The organism is Paenibacillus sp. NPDC055715, assembly GCF_053617595.1.
In genome coordinates this window covers 268,790-286,263 of sequence record NZ_JBSHGA010000002.1, presented here as the reverse complement: position 1 = coordinate 286,263, position 17,474 = coordinate 268,790, and the positions used below count along the sequence as shown (strand labels likewise).

Genomic DNA, 17,474 nt, shown 5'->3' with positions numbered 1-17,474 from the left:
TCTTCATGTCATTTCGTCAACTTATCTATATAAGCTGAACTTAAAAAATGCGCAGTGACACTCATGTCATTTTTCAAAAAATTCTGCTTAAATAACTACAATTGCACACTTTCTCCAGCCTCCAAAAAATACAACCACTTCTCAGCAACCCTTGTACCTGTAATATCTTCGATCACATGGGCGTACAGTTCCAGTTGAAAACGATATTGCTCCGTTAAATGAGACACCGTTCGATAATCGGATACACGATCTGTTTTGTAATCAAGCAAAACCAGCCCTTCTGGCCCTTCAAACAAGCAGTCAATAATCCCGTTCATCAGCACTCTATCATCGTGACCAGGCTCTGACGTCATGCTTTCCCGCTGTTGCCCGGCGGCTTCCGGCTCTGTTTCCTGTGCTGACAGCATCGACGGTAAACTGCGGCTCCAAAAATCTGCGGCTCCTATTGTATAGGTGAACGGAAGCTCACGCTGAACGTGGGATGCCTCCAACAATCTACGACCCAACTCGCTGGTGAAAAAGCGCAATATTTTATCCGTATCTAATGCCTCCGCCTGAACGTCCAGCAACAAACGCTGGTTCAGCAGACGAGCCTTCGTTTCCTCAATCACCTCGGCGTTCATCACACCGCTCAGCGGCAAATGTAGAAACAGCGTATGGTACACCGTTCCACGTTCCGTCGGCGTCAATCTCCGGTTGCCCATAAATCTGGGTCTGCGCAAGTGTAGTTGATTTCCCCCAGTCTGAGAATCTTCCATTTCCTCTGGTAACTCGGCTACTTGAAAAGAAGACAGATTCAGCCAATCTTCCGATCCAGCTTCCTGCATCGTTAGCCATCTTTTCATTTCGGTAACCGATGTATTCGCCGCCGTCTTGCTTGCCCGTTCATACGGATAGGACCAGAGAAGCGTAGCGCCAATATCTGCATCAGCCTTTGTTGTACTATCCGTTGGAATAGCCGATGCGGAGTCGGATGAGAGCCACTTTTTGTCGATCGGCTCGGCATTTTTCAACGCTTCCGTCTTCTGCTGACGCTCTTCATTAACGGTCTCTTCCCCAGGGTCCAAATTCAAACGAGAGCCGGAAAGAGTCTCCGAAGCTATGATTCTGAATAGCCAATTCCCGCCCGGCATAGTTTCCAGCCTGTGGTAGTCCCCCTCATGATCCCATGCTGCTTCCCTCAGTACAGTAGCAGAAGGATGTCGGATCAACGCGGGACCTACCCAGTCCAGATAACTGCGGCCTGCCGCCAGCAAATAATCGGGTAAAACTGTCTCTGTATGCTCTTTGGCACGTGCCCAACCTGCTGCGCGTGCAGCAAGATCCTTTACCGTTCCGGTCATAATAAGCTTTTCACGCGGACGTGTAAGCGCCACGTATAGCACCCGCATTTCCTCAGCCAATAGCTCCAACTGGGAACGTCGACGGATCGCCAAATTAGGCAGCGTCGGGTAGCTGACTCGATGTTGTTCCTCCACATATTTGGGACCAAACCCTAGCTCCTTATGCATCAGAAACGGCGCATTCAAATCCTGCTGATTGAACATTTTAGCCGTTCCGGCGATGAACACGACAGGAAATTCAAGTCCTTTACTCTTGTGAATCGTCATAATACGAACAGCCTGATCAGGTTCAGTACCGCCACTAGATGACCCCAAATCACCGCCTCGCTCTCGCAAACGGGAAATAAAGGTCAAAAATCGGAACAACCCTCGGTTAGAAGTAGAGGTCTCATACTGTCTCGCTCGGTCATATAACGCCCGCAAATTGCTTTGACGTTGAGAGCCACCGGGCAATCCTCCTACCCAATCCAGATATCCCGTTCCCTCCAGCAAACGCCAAATCAATGCACTCAAGCTGCCTTGTCTTGCTTCCTGCCGCCACGCTTCCAAATCGCGCAAAAAGGAGCGCAGTCGAGCAGGCAACGTATTTCCGCTATTCCTGTCATCCATATCAGATGCATCTGTCGAATCTCCTGCGAAAAGCTCCAATTCCAGCATGTCGCTGGACGTTCCATTTTCGCTATCCTGTGTATGGTCAGCCTTAGCCGCCGCAAGCAGAGCGCCATAAAATAATCCGTCCGGCTTCTGCAGCCGGATTTGTGCCAGCTCATCCTCGGTCAAGCCTACAATCGGTGAACGAAGCACAGATGCCAGTGGGATGTCCTGCTGCGGATTATCAATAATGTGCAGCAGAGACAGCATGACCTCCACTTCCGTTGCTTTGAAAAAGCCTGTCGTCTGCTCCCCGGATGCCGGAATGCCCTCAAGACGCAGCTCTTCCACAATCAGCGGTGCCCATACACTTGCTGAACGGAGCAAAATGACAATATCACCGAAGACTGCCGGACGCATCGCTTTTAACCCTCTGTCATAAATCAACAGCGGTTGTCCTGTATCTCCCGTCAGCTCCTTAATGCGTTGCGCGATTGCGCGAGCTTCCAATTGTGCCGTTTCCAGCTCCGCAAGCTCGGCCAATTCGCCTTCCTGCAAAGCGGACTCATCACCCGCTTCGGACAGTTCCGAAACCTCCGAAAGACCGCGCCCGCCTTTATCAACTAACAACAGTTCAGGTGCATATGGGGATGTGACATCCTTTTCCGTCTGCTCAGGATAGGAAGCACCATGCGCCAACCATGCCCGTTCATCGTATTCAATTTCCGCCACATCCACGCTCATGATTTGCCGGAACACCAGATTGACTGCATCGACGACTTCCTCCCGACTGCGGAAATTACGCGCCAGATCAATTAAAAAGCCATCTTCCTGTTCCTCCATGCCATACCGTTGGTATTTGTTCAAAAACAGACCCGGCTCCGCCAGCCGAAACCGATAAATACTCTGCTTTACGTCCCCTACCATAAAACGGTTACCCGGCTCTTCACGGGATACCAGCCTGACGATATCCTCCTGAACCGCATTCGTATCCTGATACTCATCCAGCAGCACCTCGTCGAATTGCTCCTTATATTCGAGCGCAGCGTCCGAAGGCAGCAGTCTGTGCGGATTAGAGTCGGGATGACGTAATATTTTTAGACAATAGTGCTCCAAATCCCCGAAATCCACCAGCCCTTTGGACTGCTTGTGCTGTTGAAATCGTTCGCCGAATAAAATAACGGTCTCCACCAGTTCGTCCATCAGAGGAGCCGCCGCATGCAGTTCCTCCAAATAGGCTTCCGCCCTCCTGCCGAACAGGGAAGCCTTCATATCCGTGATCATTTTTTTGGCTGCCTCACGGAGCGCCTTGACCCGCTCCTGCAATGCAGGCTCGGTCTGATCCTTTTTGACCGGCTTGAGCTTGCCAAAGGCCGCGATCTGAAAGTGATCATACAGCGATGCCCACGGCTGTGTCTCCAGTTCCTGCAATAGCCCCTTCACCATCGCAGTATCCTCTTGCAGCGTCACTGCATAGGGAGCAGGGCCGCCGGGCTGCATAGCCGTCTCATAGGCCTGCTCCAGCAGACTTGCTGCTCCGCGCAGCGAAAGTGCTGCATCGGCCAGAATGCTGCGGACCCAAGGAGTCTCTCCCAAAGCCGTCACATCCTGTACACAGAATGCTGCTGCCGTCTCCCTCAGCCAGTGCTCCGGCCAGGGATGACTTTGCGAAAAATCGTACAAGCGCTGAACAAGCACATACATCGCATCATCTGTACGCTCACCGCTAAACCAGTCCACCAATCTGCGAAACGTGCTGCCTTCATCGTTAGCCTCATACTTTTCCTCAAACAGTTCTTCCAGCAGCTCCTGCCGCAGCAATTCCGTCTCATGCTCATTCATAATCCGAAAACCGGGATCAAGGGGAATGGCCTGATAATGCCTGCGAATGACCTCCATACAAAAAGAGTGGAGCGTCGTTATCGAGGCTCGATTTAGTAGCGATAGCTGCCGACGTACATGCTCACTATCCGGCTGCTGTTCCAGCACACGTTCCAAAGCTTCGCGTATACGTTGGCGCATTTCGGCGGCAGCAGCCTTCGTAAAGGTCGCTACCAGCAGCCGATCCACGCTGAAACCGAGCCGGGGATCGGCGATTTTACGAATAATGCGCTCTACGAGCACCGCAGTTTTACCAGACCCCGCCGCTGCCGCTACCAGCATGTTGTTGCCGGATTCGGAAATCGCACGCCACTGGTCATCACTCCACATACTACCTTCCGGCTTGGGTATGTCGTTGGTGCTTGATGTACTTATCATGGGTCCATTCCTCCTTTCCCTTCCTGTGTATAACCGAGCAGATTCCAGATCTGATCCTTGCCGGGTTTTCCCCATTGGTTGTAGCCGCTGCCTTCCAGACTGTCGTCAAATTGACAAACCGGTTTGAAAGAACAGAAGGTGCATGCCGTCTCTTGCTGGATACGATAAGGCTCAATCGCCACGTCGCCCTCTGTCATGCGTGTCCCAATCGTTCGGATATTATCGCGTACCGAAGCCAGCAGGCTATTCCACTGTTCCGGCGAAGCGACAGACGCACTGCTGTAAAAGCTGCCATCCGCCTTCACCGCAACTGGCAAAATGGAGGAATACCCCTTGTCCAGTGCCGTGTCCATTTGTCCAACCACATCTCGATCCGCCAGCAACAGCCCTTTCATCTTGAAGCGTTTTAGAAGCTCCTGACGGGCCTGTTCCGCGCTAAGACCATTCGGCGACTGCAACATCGGATTGTGGACGTGAAAATACAGCGTACCCGCCGGATAAGCCGTCTCGCCAAGCCATTCCTCCGCCGCATTCAGCAGCACGTCCAGGTACGTGAGCATTTGCAAGGACAAGCCATAGTACACTTCATGCAGCTTGAGATCCTTTTGGCTGGACTTGTAATCAATGACGCGTAAAAGTAAGCCCTTTTCTCCCTCTGCCACATCCACGCGGTCAATTCGTCCGACGATTTCCATCACCACACCGTTGTCCAATCGAAAGGTCAAAGGAGGAAGCTTTTCTCCCGGCCCAAAACCCAGCTCCAGCTCCAGTGGCTCAAAGCTGCCTCTACGCGCATGTTCACCCAAAATCAGCGAAGCCCGACTCACAATGTCTTTCAGCTTGCGTAAAATATAGCCGTACCGCTTGGAGCTCATTAAAATCTCGCCTTGCAGGCGGGGAGCCACACGCTCCACCGTCGATTCCGCCTCTTGTCGGCATTCCTCTGTGCTGAGACTGCCCCAGCTCACGTTGCGTTTACGTAAATTAATCGCCATCTCTCCGAGCGCCGCATGGAACAACTGCCCGATATCCGGTGCCTTCAGCCGATACATTTGGCGCTCCTTCAAGCGAAGACCGTGAGAAGCAAAATGCGAAAACGGACAAGCGACAAAACGTTCCATACGGGATACGCTGGTACGTAGCTTACTGCCGTACAGGCGGCGACTCGTTACCTCCCGCATTTCGGCATGATTTTCGTAAAAAAGTGAGGTCAGTAACTGACGCAGCTTGTCCTTTTCACGGCCCTGCTGGCGCGCATACCAGTTGTATACCTCCCACCAAGGAGATAAAATCTCTCCACCATGCCGCCATTGCCGGAATTGCGCGATTAACTGCGCCAATGCCTCGGACGGATGAGAAGCATACTCCCATTGCGTCGTCCACGGGTCCCCAGGCAAAGGATATGCAGCTAACGGGTGCTCTTCCAGAGCAGGGAACAGTTGACGGACATGCCGTACCAACTCTGACGGCAACAACGACTTGCCCTCTTCGTCGGTCACAGCGTAGCTCATCCACAGACTGCTTCCGGCTGACGTAAGCGCCGTATACGCCAGAAAACGTTCATCCAGGAGACGTCTTGTCATATCCGGCGCCAGCTCCACGCCCCGTTCATTCAAGGTGGTCCGTTCCTGCTCGTTCAGCACACCGTCCTCATGAAATACAGCCGGCATCACACCTTCGTTCATACCCAGCACAAAAGCATGTTGAATACCAGCTACACGTGTACGGTCCGTGTTTCCGACCAGTACCTGATCCAGAGCTGGCGGAACAAGACCCATACGGTACTCTATCAGCCCTGTTTCCAGCACACCCGCAAACAAAGAAGTATCCAGCTTCTCGTCACCCATCATTTCGACGATCTGATCCAACAGCTCAAGCACCGCGTCCCATACCTGACGATGCTCCTTCGCCTGCTCCGGATTTCCTGCTACCTCGGCCCGATGGATCAAGTCATCCAGCTTATGCCCAATTTCCGCATCCTCCAGCAACAAGTACACCGCTTCACAGTTCTCAAGTGCAGTCCTGGCCTTACCCAGACGTTTCTCAAACGCACGTAAGGGCGTCACGATTACATCGCGGCACAGCTCCATTAGATCCAGTGTTTCGTCCCGCTGACGGTTCCGCTCCTGTTCCTCCAGCTCCAGCGAAAGGCTGGGTACAGCCTGCCAAGGCCGTCCGTCTGTCCAGCGGCTGCCCTGTATCCCACAGGCCAATGCGTAGTTTTCCAGACGGTCCATATCCTCGCGGCTGACCCGTCCATCCTGCGGCAACAGAAGATCCGTTTTGACCGCACGAAATACATCCTCGTACCGCCAACGCCGCTGGACAATATCCAGCGAAGCCCGAATCATCTCCACCAATGGATGATGCAATATGCTTCTGCGCTGATCCAGAAACACCGGAACCTCATATTGTTTGAATATCGGCTCCACCCACGGCTCATAATCCTCAATCTGGCGTACGAACAGCGCCATTTCCCGATAGCGTGCTCCCTCATCCCGGGCCAGGCGGCGCATTTCGCGCACTGCTCCCTCCAGCTCGACACGTCGGTTTGCTGCGGCATACAGCTTGATTTCTTCTGGCTGCTTATCATTCCATTGCTCCCGCATCTGTTGCTGCGGCATGGGTCGTTCCTGGTTCCGATATCCCGCACGCCGTTCAAACTGCGCCTCCAGATACGCCAACGTCGGACGGTCCTTAAATCTCGGAAGCGGATCAGGGCACAGCAGTTGTGTCTGCGTATCGATCATCAGCTCGTCCGCCATCCCTTTAAGCTTTACATAGGTAGCCGCCGAAGGATGAAACAAATCCAGCTCATGCGGCAGCTGTCCACTCTCGTAGCTACGATTGCAGGTCAGTGCGACCGTCAACGAAGAAGCGTGCAGCATGAGCTGCTCCACCACCTTGTATTCATGCGGCGTAAACCTGCGGTAGCCATCCATCCAAATATCCGCTCCACGTACAATGGACGACTCAGCAATCTGCTCCGCCAGCATACGCAGCGTATCCTCGCCATCAATATATTTAAGTGCCAGCTCTCTTTCAAAATCCTCATAAATTAGACTGATATCCTTGAGCTTGCCGCGTAAAATCGGAGTGGATTCCCCCGCCGCATTCATTCGCTCCAGTTGCTCCGGTACAGACCGAGTATTATTCCCGTACTGCTTCAGCTCTGTAAACAGCGTATTTAACCGATCCACAAAGCCCAGCTGGTCTCCCGAATCCTTAAATAAACTCAGTTCATCCTTGCGACGACGAATAATTTTATATAAAAGCATCTTCTTGCCTTCCCCCGTCACAGGTACCAGCGCCGAACCCCCAGTTTCTTGCATGACCAAATAGGCAAGACGATGAAATCCCATGACCTGTGCGCGCACCGTCCCCTGAATACCGTTTCCGGCTTCTGTAAGCAGCGCATGCTCGGAAGCAAATGACGATTGCTCCGGCACAAGTAACAGCATAGGCTTACCTAGCGGTTCCTCGCGTAGCATAGCCGTCATTTCATGATGGATTAACGTGCTTTTTCCGCTGCCTGAGCGGCCAATGACCAAACGGACCGACATGATGCGGCCTCCTTTCCAACGAACAACATTCTATTCAACAGTATAGCATATGAGGCAAGGGAGAAAAGAACGTACGTTTGCCATCTTGTAGCATTTTATCCTTCCTCAAAAAACAAACAGTCCCGCAGGTTGGCTTGGTACATGCCTTCTCTACAGGACTGATCTATGGATAAAACGAGCCTATTCTACTTATTCCACTACCCAAAAAGGCGGTTGACTGTGTCTGAAATCTACAGTTGTGTCCGGCTACGCACCTCAAAAATGGCGAATTTCAAATAATGGCCTTCCTCTACACCCAGAATTTGGGGATGATCCTTGCCAGCCGCTCTCCAATCCACCAGACGGAGGATTTTTCCGGCATCCGCCGCCGCTTCCTTAATCGTGTCCAGAAACAGCTCCGGCCGCATATGGAACGAGCAGCTCGCAGTTACTAAATAGCCGCCCTCATTGACCAGCTTCATCCCGTGCAGATTAATGTCCTTATATCCCCGCGTAGCTCCTTTGACCGCATTCTTTGTTTTCGCAAAGGCTGGAGGATCAAGAATAACTACATCAAAGGTACGTCCGCCCCCTGCTGTTAGCGGCTTGGAAGTATCACCTTTGCCTCCGGCCCGTGCGGTGCGTTCCTCTACACCTTTAACCTGATTGCGCAAATATTGAAAAGCATCGTCCACGACAAACTCCACGCGTTCCTCAAATCCGTTCAGCTTGACATTATCCCGTGCGCTTTCAATCGCGTGCTCAGATATATCAAGACAAGTTACTTTTTTAGCACCGTATTTGCAGGCATTAAGCGTAAAGCTTCCCGTATGTGAAAAGCACTCCAGCACGGTTGCGCCATCCCAGAATGGAAACTCCACAACCTTGCCGCTTTTGTTCACAGGCTTCATGACCGCTGTGCCAGCGTCACCCTGCTCTGCTGCTACTTCCTGTAGCGTAATTCCGCTGCGCCCTCCCCAGCCCGTCATCAGCGGCGCAATCGCCGCACGGTTCTCACGCTGGTCGAAGAAGTAGCCTGTCTTCTGGCCCTCTACAATATCAACCTTGATACGCAAGCCATTTTCCGTTACCACAACATGACGCGGGCAGTCTCCATATAAAGGCCCTTTGGTCTGTTCCAGTCCTTCCAGTTCGCGGATGGATACATCACTTCGCTCATATATACCAACAGGACCAATCACTTCAACGAGTGCATCCCTGATTTCTTCCCTGCGGCGATCCATACCGAGCGTTAATAATTGTACGACTAACACGTCGCCAAAACGGTCTACAATCAGCCCGGGTAAAAAATCAGCCTCGCCGTATACCAGCCGATACGCGTCTCCCCCGGTCACAAAACGTTCGCGGTGCTCCAGACAATCACGGAAGCGTTTGGCAAAAAATCTTTGATCCATCGCTTCCAACGGCTCGTAGGACATCACACGCACCGTAATTTGTGAAGCCGGATTATAGTAACCCGTTGCCAAATAACGGCCCTGATGGTTTACGATATTGACCAGATCACCTGCCTCCGGTTCACCCTCCACCTTGGCTATTTCATTTTTAAACACCCAGGGGTGCGCGTGCTCCAACCTTTTTTTGCGGCTGCGTTCCAATATTACTGAAGGCAAAGTCTTTCACTCCCATTCTTGGATTACTCAAAGTCCTTAAAAATGTGGTTCGATAGGGGGGAGGCTCCGCGGCGAACGCTACGCTTCTTCAGATTCAAATGAACCGCTCCGCTACTGCCCGCCTTTATATCGACCACACTTTTAAAGCTTATGAAGATACTGCAAAAATTATCGTTTTCCTAAAAAAACAGCTCGGTCATGCTTGTCATGGCTGTCCTCGACAGATCATATGCTGTTACATAAGCGCAATTCAATTAATAACCTTAGAAAAGGGGCTAATGGCCGTGTTTATTCATGTTATTTTGCCGCTGTGCGGTGGGCTGCTTATTTTCTTGGGCGGGATGAAGCTGATGGAAGCGGCCCTCCGGCATTTGGCTGGCCCCTTCCTCACCCGCTGGCTGAACCGGGCCACCGTTTCCCCTTGGCGAGGCATGTTGTTCAGCTCAGGCATTACCGCCCTGTTGCAAAGCAGCACCGCTGTCACGGTGCTGACCATCGGACTGGTCAACGCCGGGCTGTTGACCTACGGCCGCACGCTCGGCATCATCCTTGGCACCAATATTGGTACCTGCCTAACCACCGAGCTAATGGGTCTCCAGCTAGGCAAGCTGGCTGTTCCGCTGCTCTGCGGGTCGCTGCTTTGCTGGAGCGCCGCCGTCCTGTGGGGCGAGGCTGTCTCCAACCGCCAGTATGCGTCTGCCGGGCCACCATCCAGCCCCAATCAATTCAGCCGTCCGCAGGCTGTACAATATAGCAGCCTCGCCTTTGCCGGATTTTCGCTGATCCTTGCGGGTATCCGCGTGATGCAAACAGTCGGCCCTTGGATTAAGCAGGCCGGGCTGTTCCGCTGGTTTCTTGATCACGCTGCGGCCAATATGTGGTGGGCCTTCGCCGCTGGAGCCTGCCTGACCGCACTGGTTCACAGCAGCGCAGCCGTCATTGGCATGGCAATCAGCCTTGCTGCGGCAGGCGCCCTGCCAGCCGATGTGGGTATCGCCATCGTCATCGGCTCCAATGTAGGCACCTGCGTGACGGCTCTGATTGCCGCTGTTGGCGGCAGCTTGTCCGGCAAATTTGTGGCCTGGTCCCATGTGCTGCTGAACGTAGGCGGGGCATTGCTTTTTATGCCGTTGATTCCCGGGCTCGAAATGGCTGCTGCTTGGATATCCGCCGAGCCAGGAGCCAAGGTAGCCCACGCCCAAACCCTGTTTAACATGATCAGCTCCCTGCTTGTTCTGCCTGTCTGCTATTTACCTGTATGGACACGCTTAGAGCAACGTATGTCTCTCCCTAGAATTAAACGTTAATTCCAAGCATGGACAGCGCCTTGCTCAAAATGACATCATTGTTGTCATATCCGCCTTGGCGCTGGAGACGCCATGCTTCCTCAGGCGTATGCCACGCAACACCTTTAATTTCTTCAATCTGTGCCTGTAAATCCCCATTCAGTGCCTCTACGAGATAATAATGGACTTCCTTGTCCACTTCACCGAATTCAGGATGTTGATACGTATAAGCAATCATATCCACATGCTGGATAATCCGTCCGTTCAGCCCTGTTTCTTCACGAATTTCACGTAAAGCTGTCTGTTCGATCGTTTCTCCTTGCTCCATTTTACCTTTAGCCAAGGAGACCTTGCCGTATCGATCGGTTATCAGCTGAATTTCAAGCTGCTCCCTCTGATTGCGGTACACCACACCGCCTGCGGAAATTTCCTTTTTTGCTGCCATCCTGCAATCCCCTTTCCTTGCGCAACAAGGATTCCGTCCTCCCTGTAAGGAAAGGCGAAATCCTTGTTTGCCATTTCTAATGCCTGTTCAGTTTTTTTGTTTTTACAAAGCTGTTTGCAGCCCATTCTCCAGTACGCGGACCAATTGACCTTCACTTTCATTAACGCCCGCCTTCGTCAGCTTCACGCGGCACACCTTGCCAACCAGATCCTTACTACCTTCAAACACCAGTTGAATGTAATTGTCACTGTAACCGTGGAGCATGCCGCTATCTTCGGTCCCTTTCGGCGCAACTTCCGGAATGACCTCCAGCACCTCACCGACAAACTTCTCTGCATAAGCCAACTGCATTTGCTCCGACAGTTCAATCAGTTCATGCACACGTGCATTTTTCACGTCCTCGTCCACCTGATCCTCCATACGCGCCGCAGGCGTGCCACTGCGCTTGGAATAAGGGAACACATGCATTTCCGAGAATCCGATTTTTTTCATCAGCTCATAGCCGTTGCGATACATTTCGTCCGTCTCCCCAGGGAAACCAACAATAACGTCTGTCGTAATCGCTACATCCGGCATCGCCTTGCGAATCATGAGCATTTTATTGTAAAACTCTTCTGTTGTGTATTTGCGGCGCATCCGTTTCAGCACGGTGTCATCTCCCGCCTGAAGCGGAATGTGGAAATGACGCACCAGCTTGGTGGAACGATTCAACACATCGAGCATTTTTTCATCGATCTGGCTGGCTTCAATCGAGCTGATACGGATACGCTCCAGCCCTTCCACCTTCTCCAGATCCCATAGCAGATCGGACAGGTCATAATTGTCCATGTCGTCACCATAACCGCCTGTATGAATGCCTGTGAGCACAATTTCCTTGTAACCCGCATGCACCAGTTGACGCGCCTGAGTCATAATGCTCGCGGCATCGCGGCTGCGGGACAAACCACGCGACCACGGAATGATGCAGAAGGTGCAGAAGTTGTTGCAGCCATCCTGAATTTTCAAAAACGCACGTGTGTGATTAGCAAAATCAGGCACATCCATTTCCTCGAACACGCGCGTTTTCATAATGCTGCGCACAGCATTCACAGGTTGACGCGACTCTTGAATCTCCTGTACAAACGGAATAATTTTATCCCGGTCCTGTGTACCAATCACGAGATCAACACCGGGAATATCCATAATTTCGGCAGGAGAAGTTTGGGCGTAACAGCCCGTCACTGCCACAATGGCATCCGGGTTCCGACGAATCGCACGGCGAATGATCTGACGACTCTTTTTATCGCCAGTATTCGTAACGGTGCACGTATTAATAAGGTAGACGTCAGCTGTCTGCTCATCAAAATCTACCTGCTCATAGCCTTCATTTTTGAACAGCTGCCAAATCGCTTCTGTATCATAAAAGTTTACCTTACAACCCAATGTGTAAAATGCCACTGACGGCATATTAAACCCCTCCCATTTCTCCTGACTCATATAAAATGCAAGCCAATGCAGCCATACCTGCGGTTTCCGCACGCAAAATGCGTCTTCCCAGCCCCGTAGACTGCGCCCCGGCCTGCTCGGCCTCCAGACTCTCCGCTTCGCTGAAGCCGCCTTCCGGACCCACTACTAGCAGAACACGCGGCTTGTCCGCTGACGCCCATTGTTCTGCGAAAGGCTGAATCACGTCCCGTAGCTGCCGTCCTTGCTCTTTTTCATAACAATAGCATATCAAGTCATACTGCGAAAAAGAAGCCAGCAGCTCCTTCCACGCCATCGGCGCGCTAATTTCCGGAATCCGATTACGGTGGCTTTGCTCAGCCGCTTCCTTCACAATCTTGCGCCAACGCTCCAGTCGCTTGCCTTCTTTTTTGGCGTCATACTGCACAACCGTACGCTCGGACAAAAACGGTACAAACCCGGTTGCTCCGATTTCTGTACATTTTTGCATAACGGTCTCCATCTTGTCTCCCTTGGGAAGACTTTGGGCAATGGTGACCTGCACATGCGGTTCCGAGGTCATTTCCAGCGGCTCGATGATCGTCGCCGTAACATGGTCCTGCTCTATCGTATCCAATGCAGCCAGCGCTTCCCTAGATACCCCGTCACTGACTATAATTTTGTCACCGCTACGGCCCCGCATGACCTTGGCAATATGCCGCGCGTCCTCACCCGCAACAATCACGTGATCTTCCAGAAATTGCTCTGCCGAAATAAAATAACGCTGCATTCTCTCTCACACCTATTCTAAAAATAACTGTTATTCACTGACGTTCCGCACAAAATCCGAATAAATCACTAAGCACCATCATATCATCTTTTGCGCCCGTATGACCAGCCTGTTCCCTTTTCCATTGGCTTAATATTACCGTTCTCGCAAAGAAAAGGAGCCCTTAGGCTCCAAATAAACCGGTGATGTAAAAAGAGAACTGCAAAAACTGTATATATATCATTTGGGCTAAGGTGTAAAGAGGTTCAATCGTTACAGCCCGAACCTGCGGAATGATCAGTATAAGCAGAAAAATAAAGATGGACCACTGTTCAAATTGCTGAAGCTTACGGCGTACAGGAGTTGGAGCAACATCTTCCACAATTCGGTATCCATCCAGCGGGGGCAGTGGAATCAAATTAAAGATAAACAAAAACAGATTCAAATTGATCAGTGCATTGATAAACAAATAGATCGCCTGAGCCACCCGCTGGTTATCCATACCCGGCAGCACTTGAAAGTGAAGGAGCACAGCATAGATCAATGTAGTAAGAAATGCAAGCAGCAGATTACTCAGCGGACCGGCAGCCGAAACAATAATGCCCATGAGGCGCGGACGGCTAAAATTATCGCGGTTAACCGGAACAGGCTTGGCCCAGCCAAAGCCCCCGATCAGCAGCAACAGCGTACCCATCACATCAATATGCACGGCCGGATTTAAAGTCACGCGACCAAGCAGCTTGGCTGTGGGGTCGCCAAATTTATTGGCATAATACGCATGTGCAAACTCGTGCACCGTAAAAGATATGATCACAGCCAGCAAGTAAAATGGAAGAACATTTAAATTTACACGAAAAATATTTTGTAAAAAATCCATGGTTACCTCTTTCTCGCCACAAACGCCAGCCAATCCTCTTCCCGGCACGTTTCGGCAATGTCGAAGCCAGCCGCCTTCAATGCGTTTTCGACGACCTCTTCTTTGTTCTTCCAAATCCCTGAAGCGATATAAATACCACCTGGCTCCAGAGCCTTGTACACATCATCAATAAACAGCAGAATAATTTCGGCCAAAATATTAGCGACCACCAGCTTGACTGGCAACTGGATACCCAGTGTCGGATCACTCGCATTCAGTACAGACAGCAGATCGCTCTCTTTAATAGTAATGCGATCCTCCAGTCCGTTCAGATGGGTATTTTCCCGCGCACTGGATACCGCTACGGGATCGAGGTCCAGAGCCAGTACATGCTTCGCTCCCAGTTGCACGGCACCAATCGCCAAAATGCCAGAGCCTGTGCCGACATCAATGACTTCTTCTCCACCCTTAATCACAGATTCCAACGCTCTCAAACAAAGTGACGTTGTGGGATGCGTTCCGGTGCCAAAGGCCATGCCGGGGTCCAGCTCAATAATTTTTTCATCTTCATTGGCAGGCTCATAGGGTTCCCAAGTAGGCTTAATCGTCAGACGATTCGACACTCGCAAAGGCTTGAAGTATTGCTTCCAGGCATTCGCCCAGTCATCCTCGTTGACCGTTTTCAGCTCATACCGAACCTCGCCGGGGTCAATATCGAAGGTTCTCAATTCTTCGACGCGTGGCTCAATTTGCGCACGGATCCCGTCCATCTCAACTTCTTCGGCAAAATACCCCTTGATGGTCGCTTGTCCTTCAGGAATGTCATTCAAAGGCCGATCATACCACTGTCCATAGGACGTATCGCGTGGTTTGTTCAGCGAACCAGATTCTTCAATGGAAACCCCTCCCGCACCTGCTTCGTGCAGAAAATTCGAAATCATTTCGACGGCTTCTTCGGTTGTATGTATTGTAATTTCATGCCACAACATGGTTTTCATTTCCTCCTCATTTCAATTCATACTCCATATTGTACTATATACATGCATAGGAGTTCAAAAAAGCTAGTATCATCGGAGTGCAAAAAAAAATCTATTACGGACTGAAGACCAATCTGTTTGACGACAACATTATCATTAATGTGGAAACCGTAGATGTCGCACCTCTTGGCGTGCAAAACTATCCACTGATTATTGAAAATCAAACGCCTGCGACTACTGCTTTCGTCTCCAGTCCCCTTGTTTTTAACGCAACAGCATTTAGCGGATAATTAAAAAAATAGAAAAGAGTTTGGAACACAAATAAGACGGGCTATCCCACAAATCATATTTAATGATGGGGATAACCCGTCTTATTGAATTCTACTCGCTGTCGTTTATGATGCGCTCCTGACGACGATCAGCCACTTCACCGCGCCGGATCGCTTCCAAATCCTGAGCATCTGCCTGCTCTGCCGAGAACTCAACATCCTCATTTTTGGCAGATTGCGCACGCTTGATTTTCTCGGTTTTGGTCAGCACTTTATCGAACCGTTTGTTTGTGGGCATCTGTCACAGCTCCTTTCAAACTTTTCACAGCATTCCACCCGCCTGCTCTACAATAGACATCGCCTGATGATGAATGGATTCATCCACCACAGCGGTCAACAATATATCGCGGCCTGTCGGCCCACCCTGTCCACCGTCACTCATTCCACTGGCAGATGGATCAGCCGCAGCCAGTATCGCCGGAGTTGCATCTGTAAAGTCCACCCCCTGCGTTAGTGAGGACAAGCTACTAATTTGTCCCGAAAATACAGGTAATCCAGCGTTGCCTGTAGACTGTCGCGGATATCGGCTAAATCGGTCTATCGACACATCCGCTACCCGGAGAGCTTCCAGTTTTCTAGCGGCTCCTTGTGCTTCCTCAGGACTTTTAAAATACGCCAAAATATTTTTTTCACCCATCCCCAAAAACTCCCTATGTGATATTGAGCGCAACTTTGGTTCAAGAACTATACCGTTGCGCTTTGCTATATCCTGCTCATTGGCACGAATTTATATTCCCCACAGAGACGGAACGGAACAGACAGTACCGGATTTAGTAGGCGGAACGCTGGGACATAGTTTGTGAAGACTATAACTTTTCTGGTTGCAGGGCAGCGGCGGGTGATTCTCCTGCCTTCGCTACACCCGTCTCCCATGCAGCCTGAATGACAGCATCCCGAACCTTTTGCACCACCTTGGGATTAAACACATTAGGTATGATATAAGTTTCACTCAGCTCTTCAGGACTGATCGCATCAGCAATGGCAAGTCCGGCAGCCAGTTTCATTTCTTCATTAATCGTCGTGGCATGGCAATCCAATGCGCCCCGGAAAATTCCTGGGAAGCACAGCACATTGTTAATCTGATTAGGGAAATCAGAGCGGCCCGTAGCCAATACACGTACATAAGGCGCTGCTAAAGCTGGATCAATCTCTGGCTTCGGGTTGGCCATAGCGAAGACTATAGGATCAGTTGCCATGCTCTGGATATCCTCCACACTCAGTAAATCCGGGCCTGACACACCAATAAACACATCAGCTCCCACAATTACCTCGGATAAACTACCACTCAGATTATGGGGATTGGTTATGTTCGCGTACTCTGTCCAATGCGGGTTGCTGTATTCCACTCCACGATGAATGGCTCCCTGCCGATCAACGCCAACCAGATTGCGTACACCTGCCTTGAGTAGCATACGAGAGCAAGCCATACCAGCCGCACCGATACCTGCAAATACAACTTTGACATCCTCCATTTTCTTGCCGCATACCTTCAGTGCATTGACCAGACCCGCCAACACTACGACTGCCGTGCCGTGCTGATCATCATGAAATACCGGTATGTCCAACTCCTCTTTCAATCGTCTCTCGATCTCAAAGCAACGTGGTGAAGAAATGTCCTCCAGATTAATACCGCCAAAAGCCGGAGCGATCATTTTAACAATTTGAACTATTTCATCAGAGTCCTTCGTATTGAGACAGATTGGAAATGCATCGACGCCTGCAAATTGTTTGAACAGCACGGCCTTCCCCTCCATCACAGGCATAGCAGCCTCCGGTCCAATATCCCCTAATCCAAGCACCGCTGTTCCGTCCGATACGACCGCCACTGTATTTTTTTTGATCGTTAATTGATACGCTTTGGCTGGATCATTCGCAATTTCCATACAGATTTCAGCTACACCGGGTGTGTATATCTTGGATAGCTCTTCCATGCTTGAAATGAGCTGCTTGGGTTGGGTCTCCATTTTACCGCCCTCGTGTAATTGTTTGATTTCATCCAATAAACTACTCATATTTCTCTCCAT

General features: G+C 50.9%; 13 protein-coding genes. 2 read left to right on the top strand and 11 right to left on the bottom strand.

The window, feature by feature from the left end; translation table 11 throughout:
* Positions 1–95: 95 nt before the first annotated feature.
* The 3 genes from addA to ACWGOO_RS05670 all read right to left on the bottom strand — a co-directional run bounded on the left by addA (position 96) and on the right by ACWGOO_RS05670 (position 9,366).
* A complete protein-coding gene (gene addA, locus ACWGOO_RS05680) occupies positions 96–4,193 on the bottom strand; it encodes a helicase-exonuclease AddAB subunit AddA (RefSeq protein ID WP_452481819.1) in 4,098 nt (1,365 codons plus the stop codon).
* A complete protein-coding gene (gene addB / locus ACWGOO_RS05675) occupies positions 4,190–7,756 on the bottom strand; it encodes a helicase-exonuclease AddAB subunit AddB (protein WP_452481818.1) in 3,567 nt (1,188 codons plus the stop codon). The genes addA and addB overlap by 4 nt, the downstream gene beginning before the upstream one ends.
* 230 nt (positions 7,757–7,986) lie before the next feature.
* Positions 7,987–9,366, bottom strand: a complete 1,380-nt coding sequence (locus ACWGOO_RS05670; RefSeq protein WP_452481817.1) for a class I SAM-dependent rRNA methyltransferase — start codon at positions 9,364–9,366, stop codon at positions 7,987–7,989.
* Positions 9,367–9,650: 284 nt separating this feature from the next.
* On the opposite strand from ACWGOO_RS05670, the gene ACWGOO_RS05665 reads away from it, so the two are divergent.
* Positions 9,651–10,673, top strand: a complete 1,023-nt coding sequence (locus tag ACWGOO_RS05665) for a Na/Pi cotransporter family protein (RefSeq protein ID WP_452482041.1) — start codon at positions 9,651–9,653, stop codon at positions 10,671–10,673.
* Here the strand turns inward: ACWGOO_RS05665 and ACWGOO_RS05660 are convergent.
* From ACWGOO_RS05660 to prmA, 5 genes are all read right to left on the bottom strand, one after another.
* Positions 10,663–11,097 carry an NUDIX hydrolase gene (locus ACWGOO_RS05660; RefSeq protein WP_452481816.1) on the bottom strand — a complete coding sequence of 145 codons (435 nt, stop codon included), beginning with the start codon at positions 11,095–11,097 and terminating at the stop codon, positions 10,663–10,665. The genes ACWGOO_RS05665 and ACWGOO_RS05660 overlap by 11 nt on opposite strands.
* 102 nt (positions 11,098–11,199) lie before the next feature.
* The gene (gene mtaB / locus ACWGOO_RS05655; RefSeq protein ID WP_452481815.1) at positions 11,200–12,543 is read right to left on the bottom strand and encodes a tRNA (N(6)-L-threonylcarbamoyladenosine(37)-C(2))-methylthiotransferase MtaB; all 1,344 of its coding nucleotides are present in this window, start codon (positions 12,541–12,543) and stop codon (positions 11,200–11,202) included.
* A gap of 1 nt (position 12,544) precedes the next feature.
* Positions 12,545–13,309 (bottom strand): 16S rRNA (uracil(1498)-N(3))-methyltransferase, encoded by a 765-nt coding sequence (locus ACWGOO_RS05650; RefSeq protein ID WP_452481814.1) that lies wholly within the window; start codon positions 13,307–13,309, stop codon positions 12,545–12,547.
* A gap of 163 nt (positions 13,310–13,472) precedes the next feature.
* Entirely contained in the window at positions 13,473–14,165 is a 693-nt protein-coding gene (locus tag ACWGOO_RS05645; protein WP_452481813.1) for a site-2 protease family protein, read from the bottom strand.
* A gap of 2 nt (positions 14,166–14,167) precedes the next feature.
* Positions 14,168–15,133 (bottom strand): 50S ribosomal protein L11 methyltransferase, encoded by a 966-nt coding sequence (gene prmA / locus ACWGOO_RS05640; protein ID WP_452481812.1) that lies wholly within the window; start codon positions 15,131–15,133, stop codon positions 14,168–14,170.
* An 86-nt stretch (positions 15,134–15,219) separates the two neighbouring features.
* Here prmA and ACWGOO_RS05635 point away from each other — a divergent pair, with 86 nt between their 5' ends.
* Complete coding sequence (locus tag ACWGOO_RS05635) at positions 15,220–15,411, top strand: hypothetical protein (RefSeq protein ID WP_452481811.1); 192 nt, start codon at positions 15,220–15,222, stop codon at positions 15,409–15,411.
* 91 nt (positions 15,412–15,502) lie between these two features.
* On the opposite strand, the gene ACWGOO_RS05630 is transcribed toward ACWGOO_RS05635, so the two are convergent.
* The 3 genes from ACWGOO_RS05630 to ACWGOO_RS05620 all read right to left on the bottom strand — a co-directional run bounded on the left by ACWGOO_RS05630 (position 15,503) and on the right by ACWGOO_RS05620 (position 17,462).
* Positions 15,503–15,688 carry a YfhD family protein gene (locus ACWGOO_RS05630; RefSeq protein ID WP_044645104.1) on the bottom strand — a complete coding sequence of 62 codons (186 nt, stop codon included), beginning with the start codon at positions 15,686–15,688 and terminating at the stop codon, positions 15,503–15,505.
* A 24-nt stretch (positions 15,689–15,712) separates the two neighbouring features.
* On the bottom strand, positions 15,713–16,087 hold the full coding sequence (locus tag ACWGOO_RS05625) for a hypothetical protein (RefSeq protein ID WP_013311164.1): 375 nt from the start codon (positions 16,085–16,087) through the stop codon (positions 15,713–15,715).
* Positions 16,088–16,256: 169 nt separating this feature from the next.
* Entirely contained in the window at positions 16,257–17,462 is a 1,206-nt protein-coding gene (locus ACWGOO_RS05620; protein ID WP_452481810.1) for an NAD(P)-dependent malic enzyme, read from the bottom strand.
* Positions 17,463–17,474: the final 12 nt, after the last annotated feature.

Excerpts from the sequence above, each read along its gene's own strand:
- ACWGOO_RS05645 (WP_452481813.1), bottom strand. The coding sequence starts at position 14,165 with ATGGATTTTTTACAAAATATTTTTCGTGTAAATTTAAATGTTCTTCCA.
- ACWGOO_RS05650 (WP_452481814.1), bottom strand. The coding sequence starts at position 13,309 with ATGCAGCGTTATTTTATTTCGGCAGAGCAATTTCTGGAAGATCACGTG.
- ACWGOO_RS05660 (WP_452481816.1), bottom strand. The coding sequence starts at position 11,097 with ATGGCAGCAAAAAAGGAAATTTCCGCAGGCGGTGTGGTGTACCGCAAT.
- addA (WP_452481819.1), bottom strand. The coding sequence starts at position 4,193 with ATGATAAGTACATCAAGCACCAACGACATACCCAAGCCGGAAGGTAGT.
- addB (WP_452481818.1), bottom strand. The coding sequence starts at position 7,756 with ATGTCGGTCCGTTTGGTCATTGGCCGCTCAGGCAGCGGAAAAAGCACG.
- ACWGOO_RS05620 (WP_452481810.1), bottom strand. The coding sequence starts at position 17,462 with ATGAGTAGTTTATTGGATGAAATCAAACAATTACACGAGGGCGGTAAA.
- ACWGOO_RS05625 (WP_013311164.1), bottom strand. The coding sequence starts at position 16,087 with ATGGGTGAAAAAAATATTTTGGCGTATTTTAAAAGTCCTGAGGAAGCA.
- prmA (WP_452481812.1), bottom strand. The coding sequence starts at position 15,133 with ATGTTGTGGCATGAAATTACAATACATACAACCGAAGAAGCCGTCGAA.
- ACWGOO_RS05630 (WP_044645104.1), bottom strand. The coding sequence starts at position 15,688 with ATGCCCACAAACAAACGGTTCGATAAAGTGCTGACCAAAACCGAGAAA.
- mtaB (WP_452481815.1), bottom strand. The coding sequence starts at position 12,543 with ATGCCGTCAGTGGCATTTTACACATTGGGTTGTAAGGTAAACTTTTAT.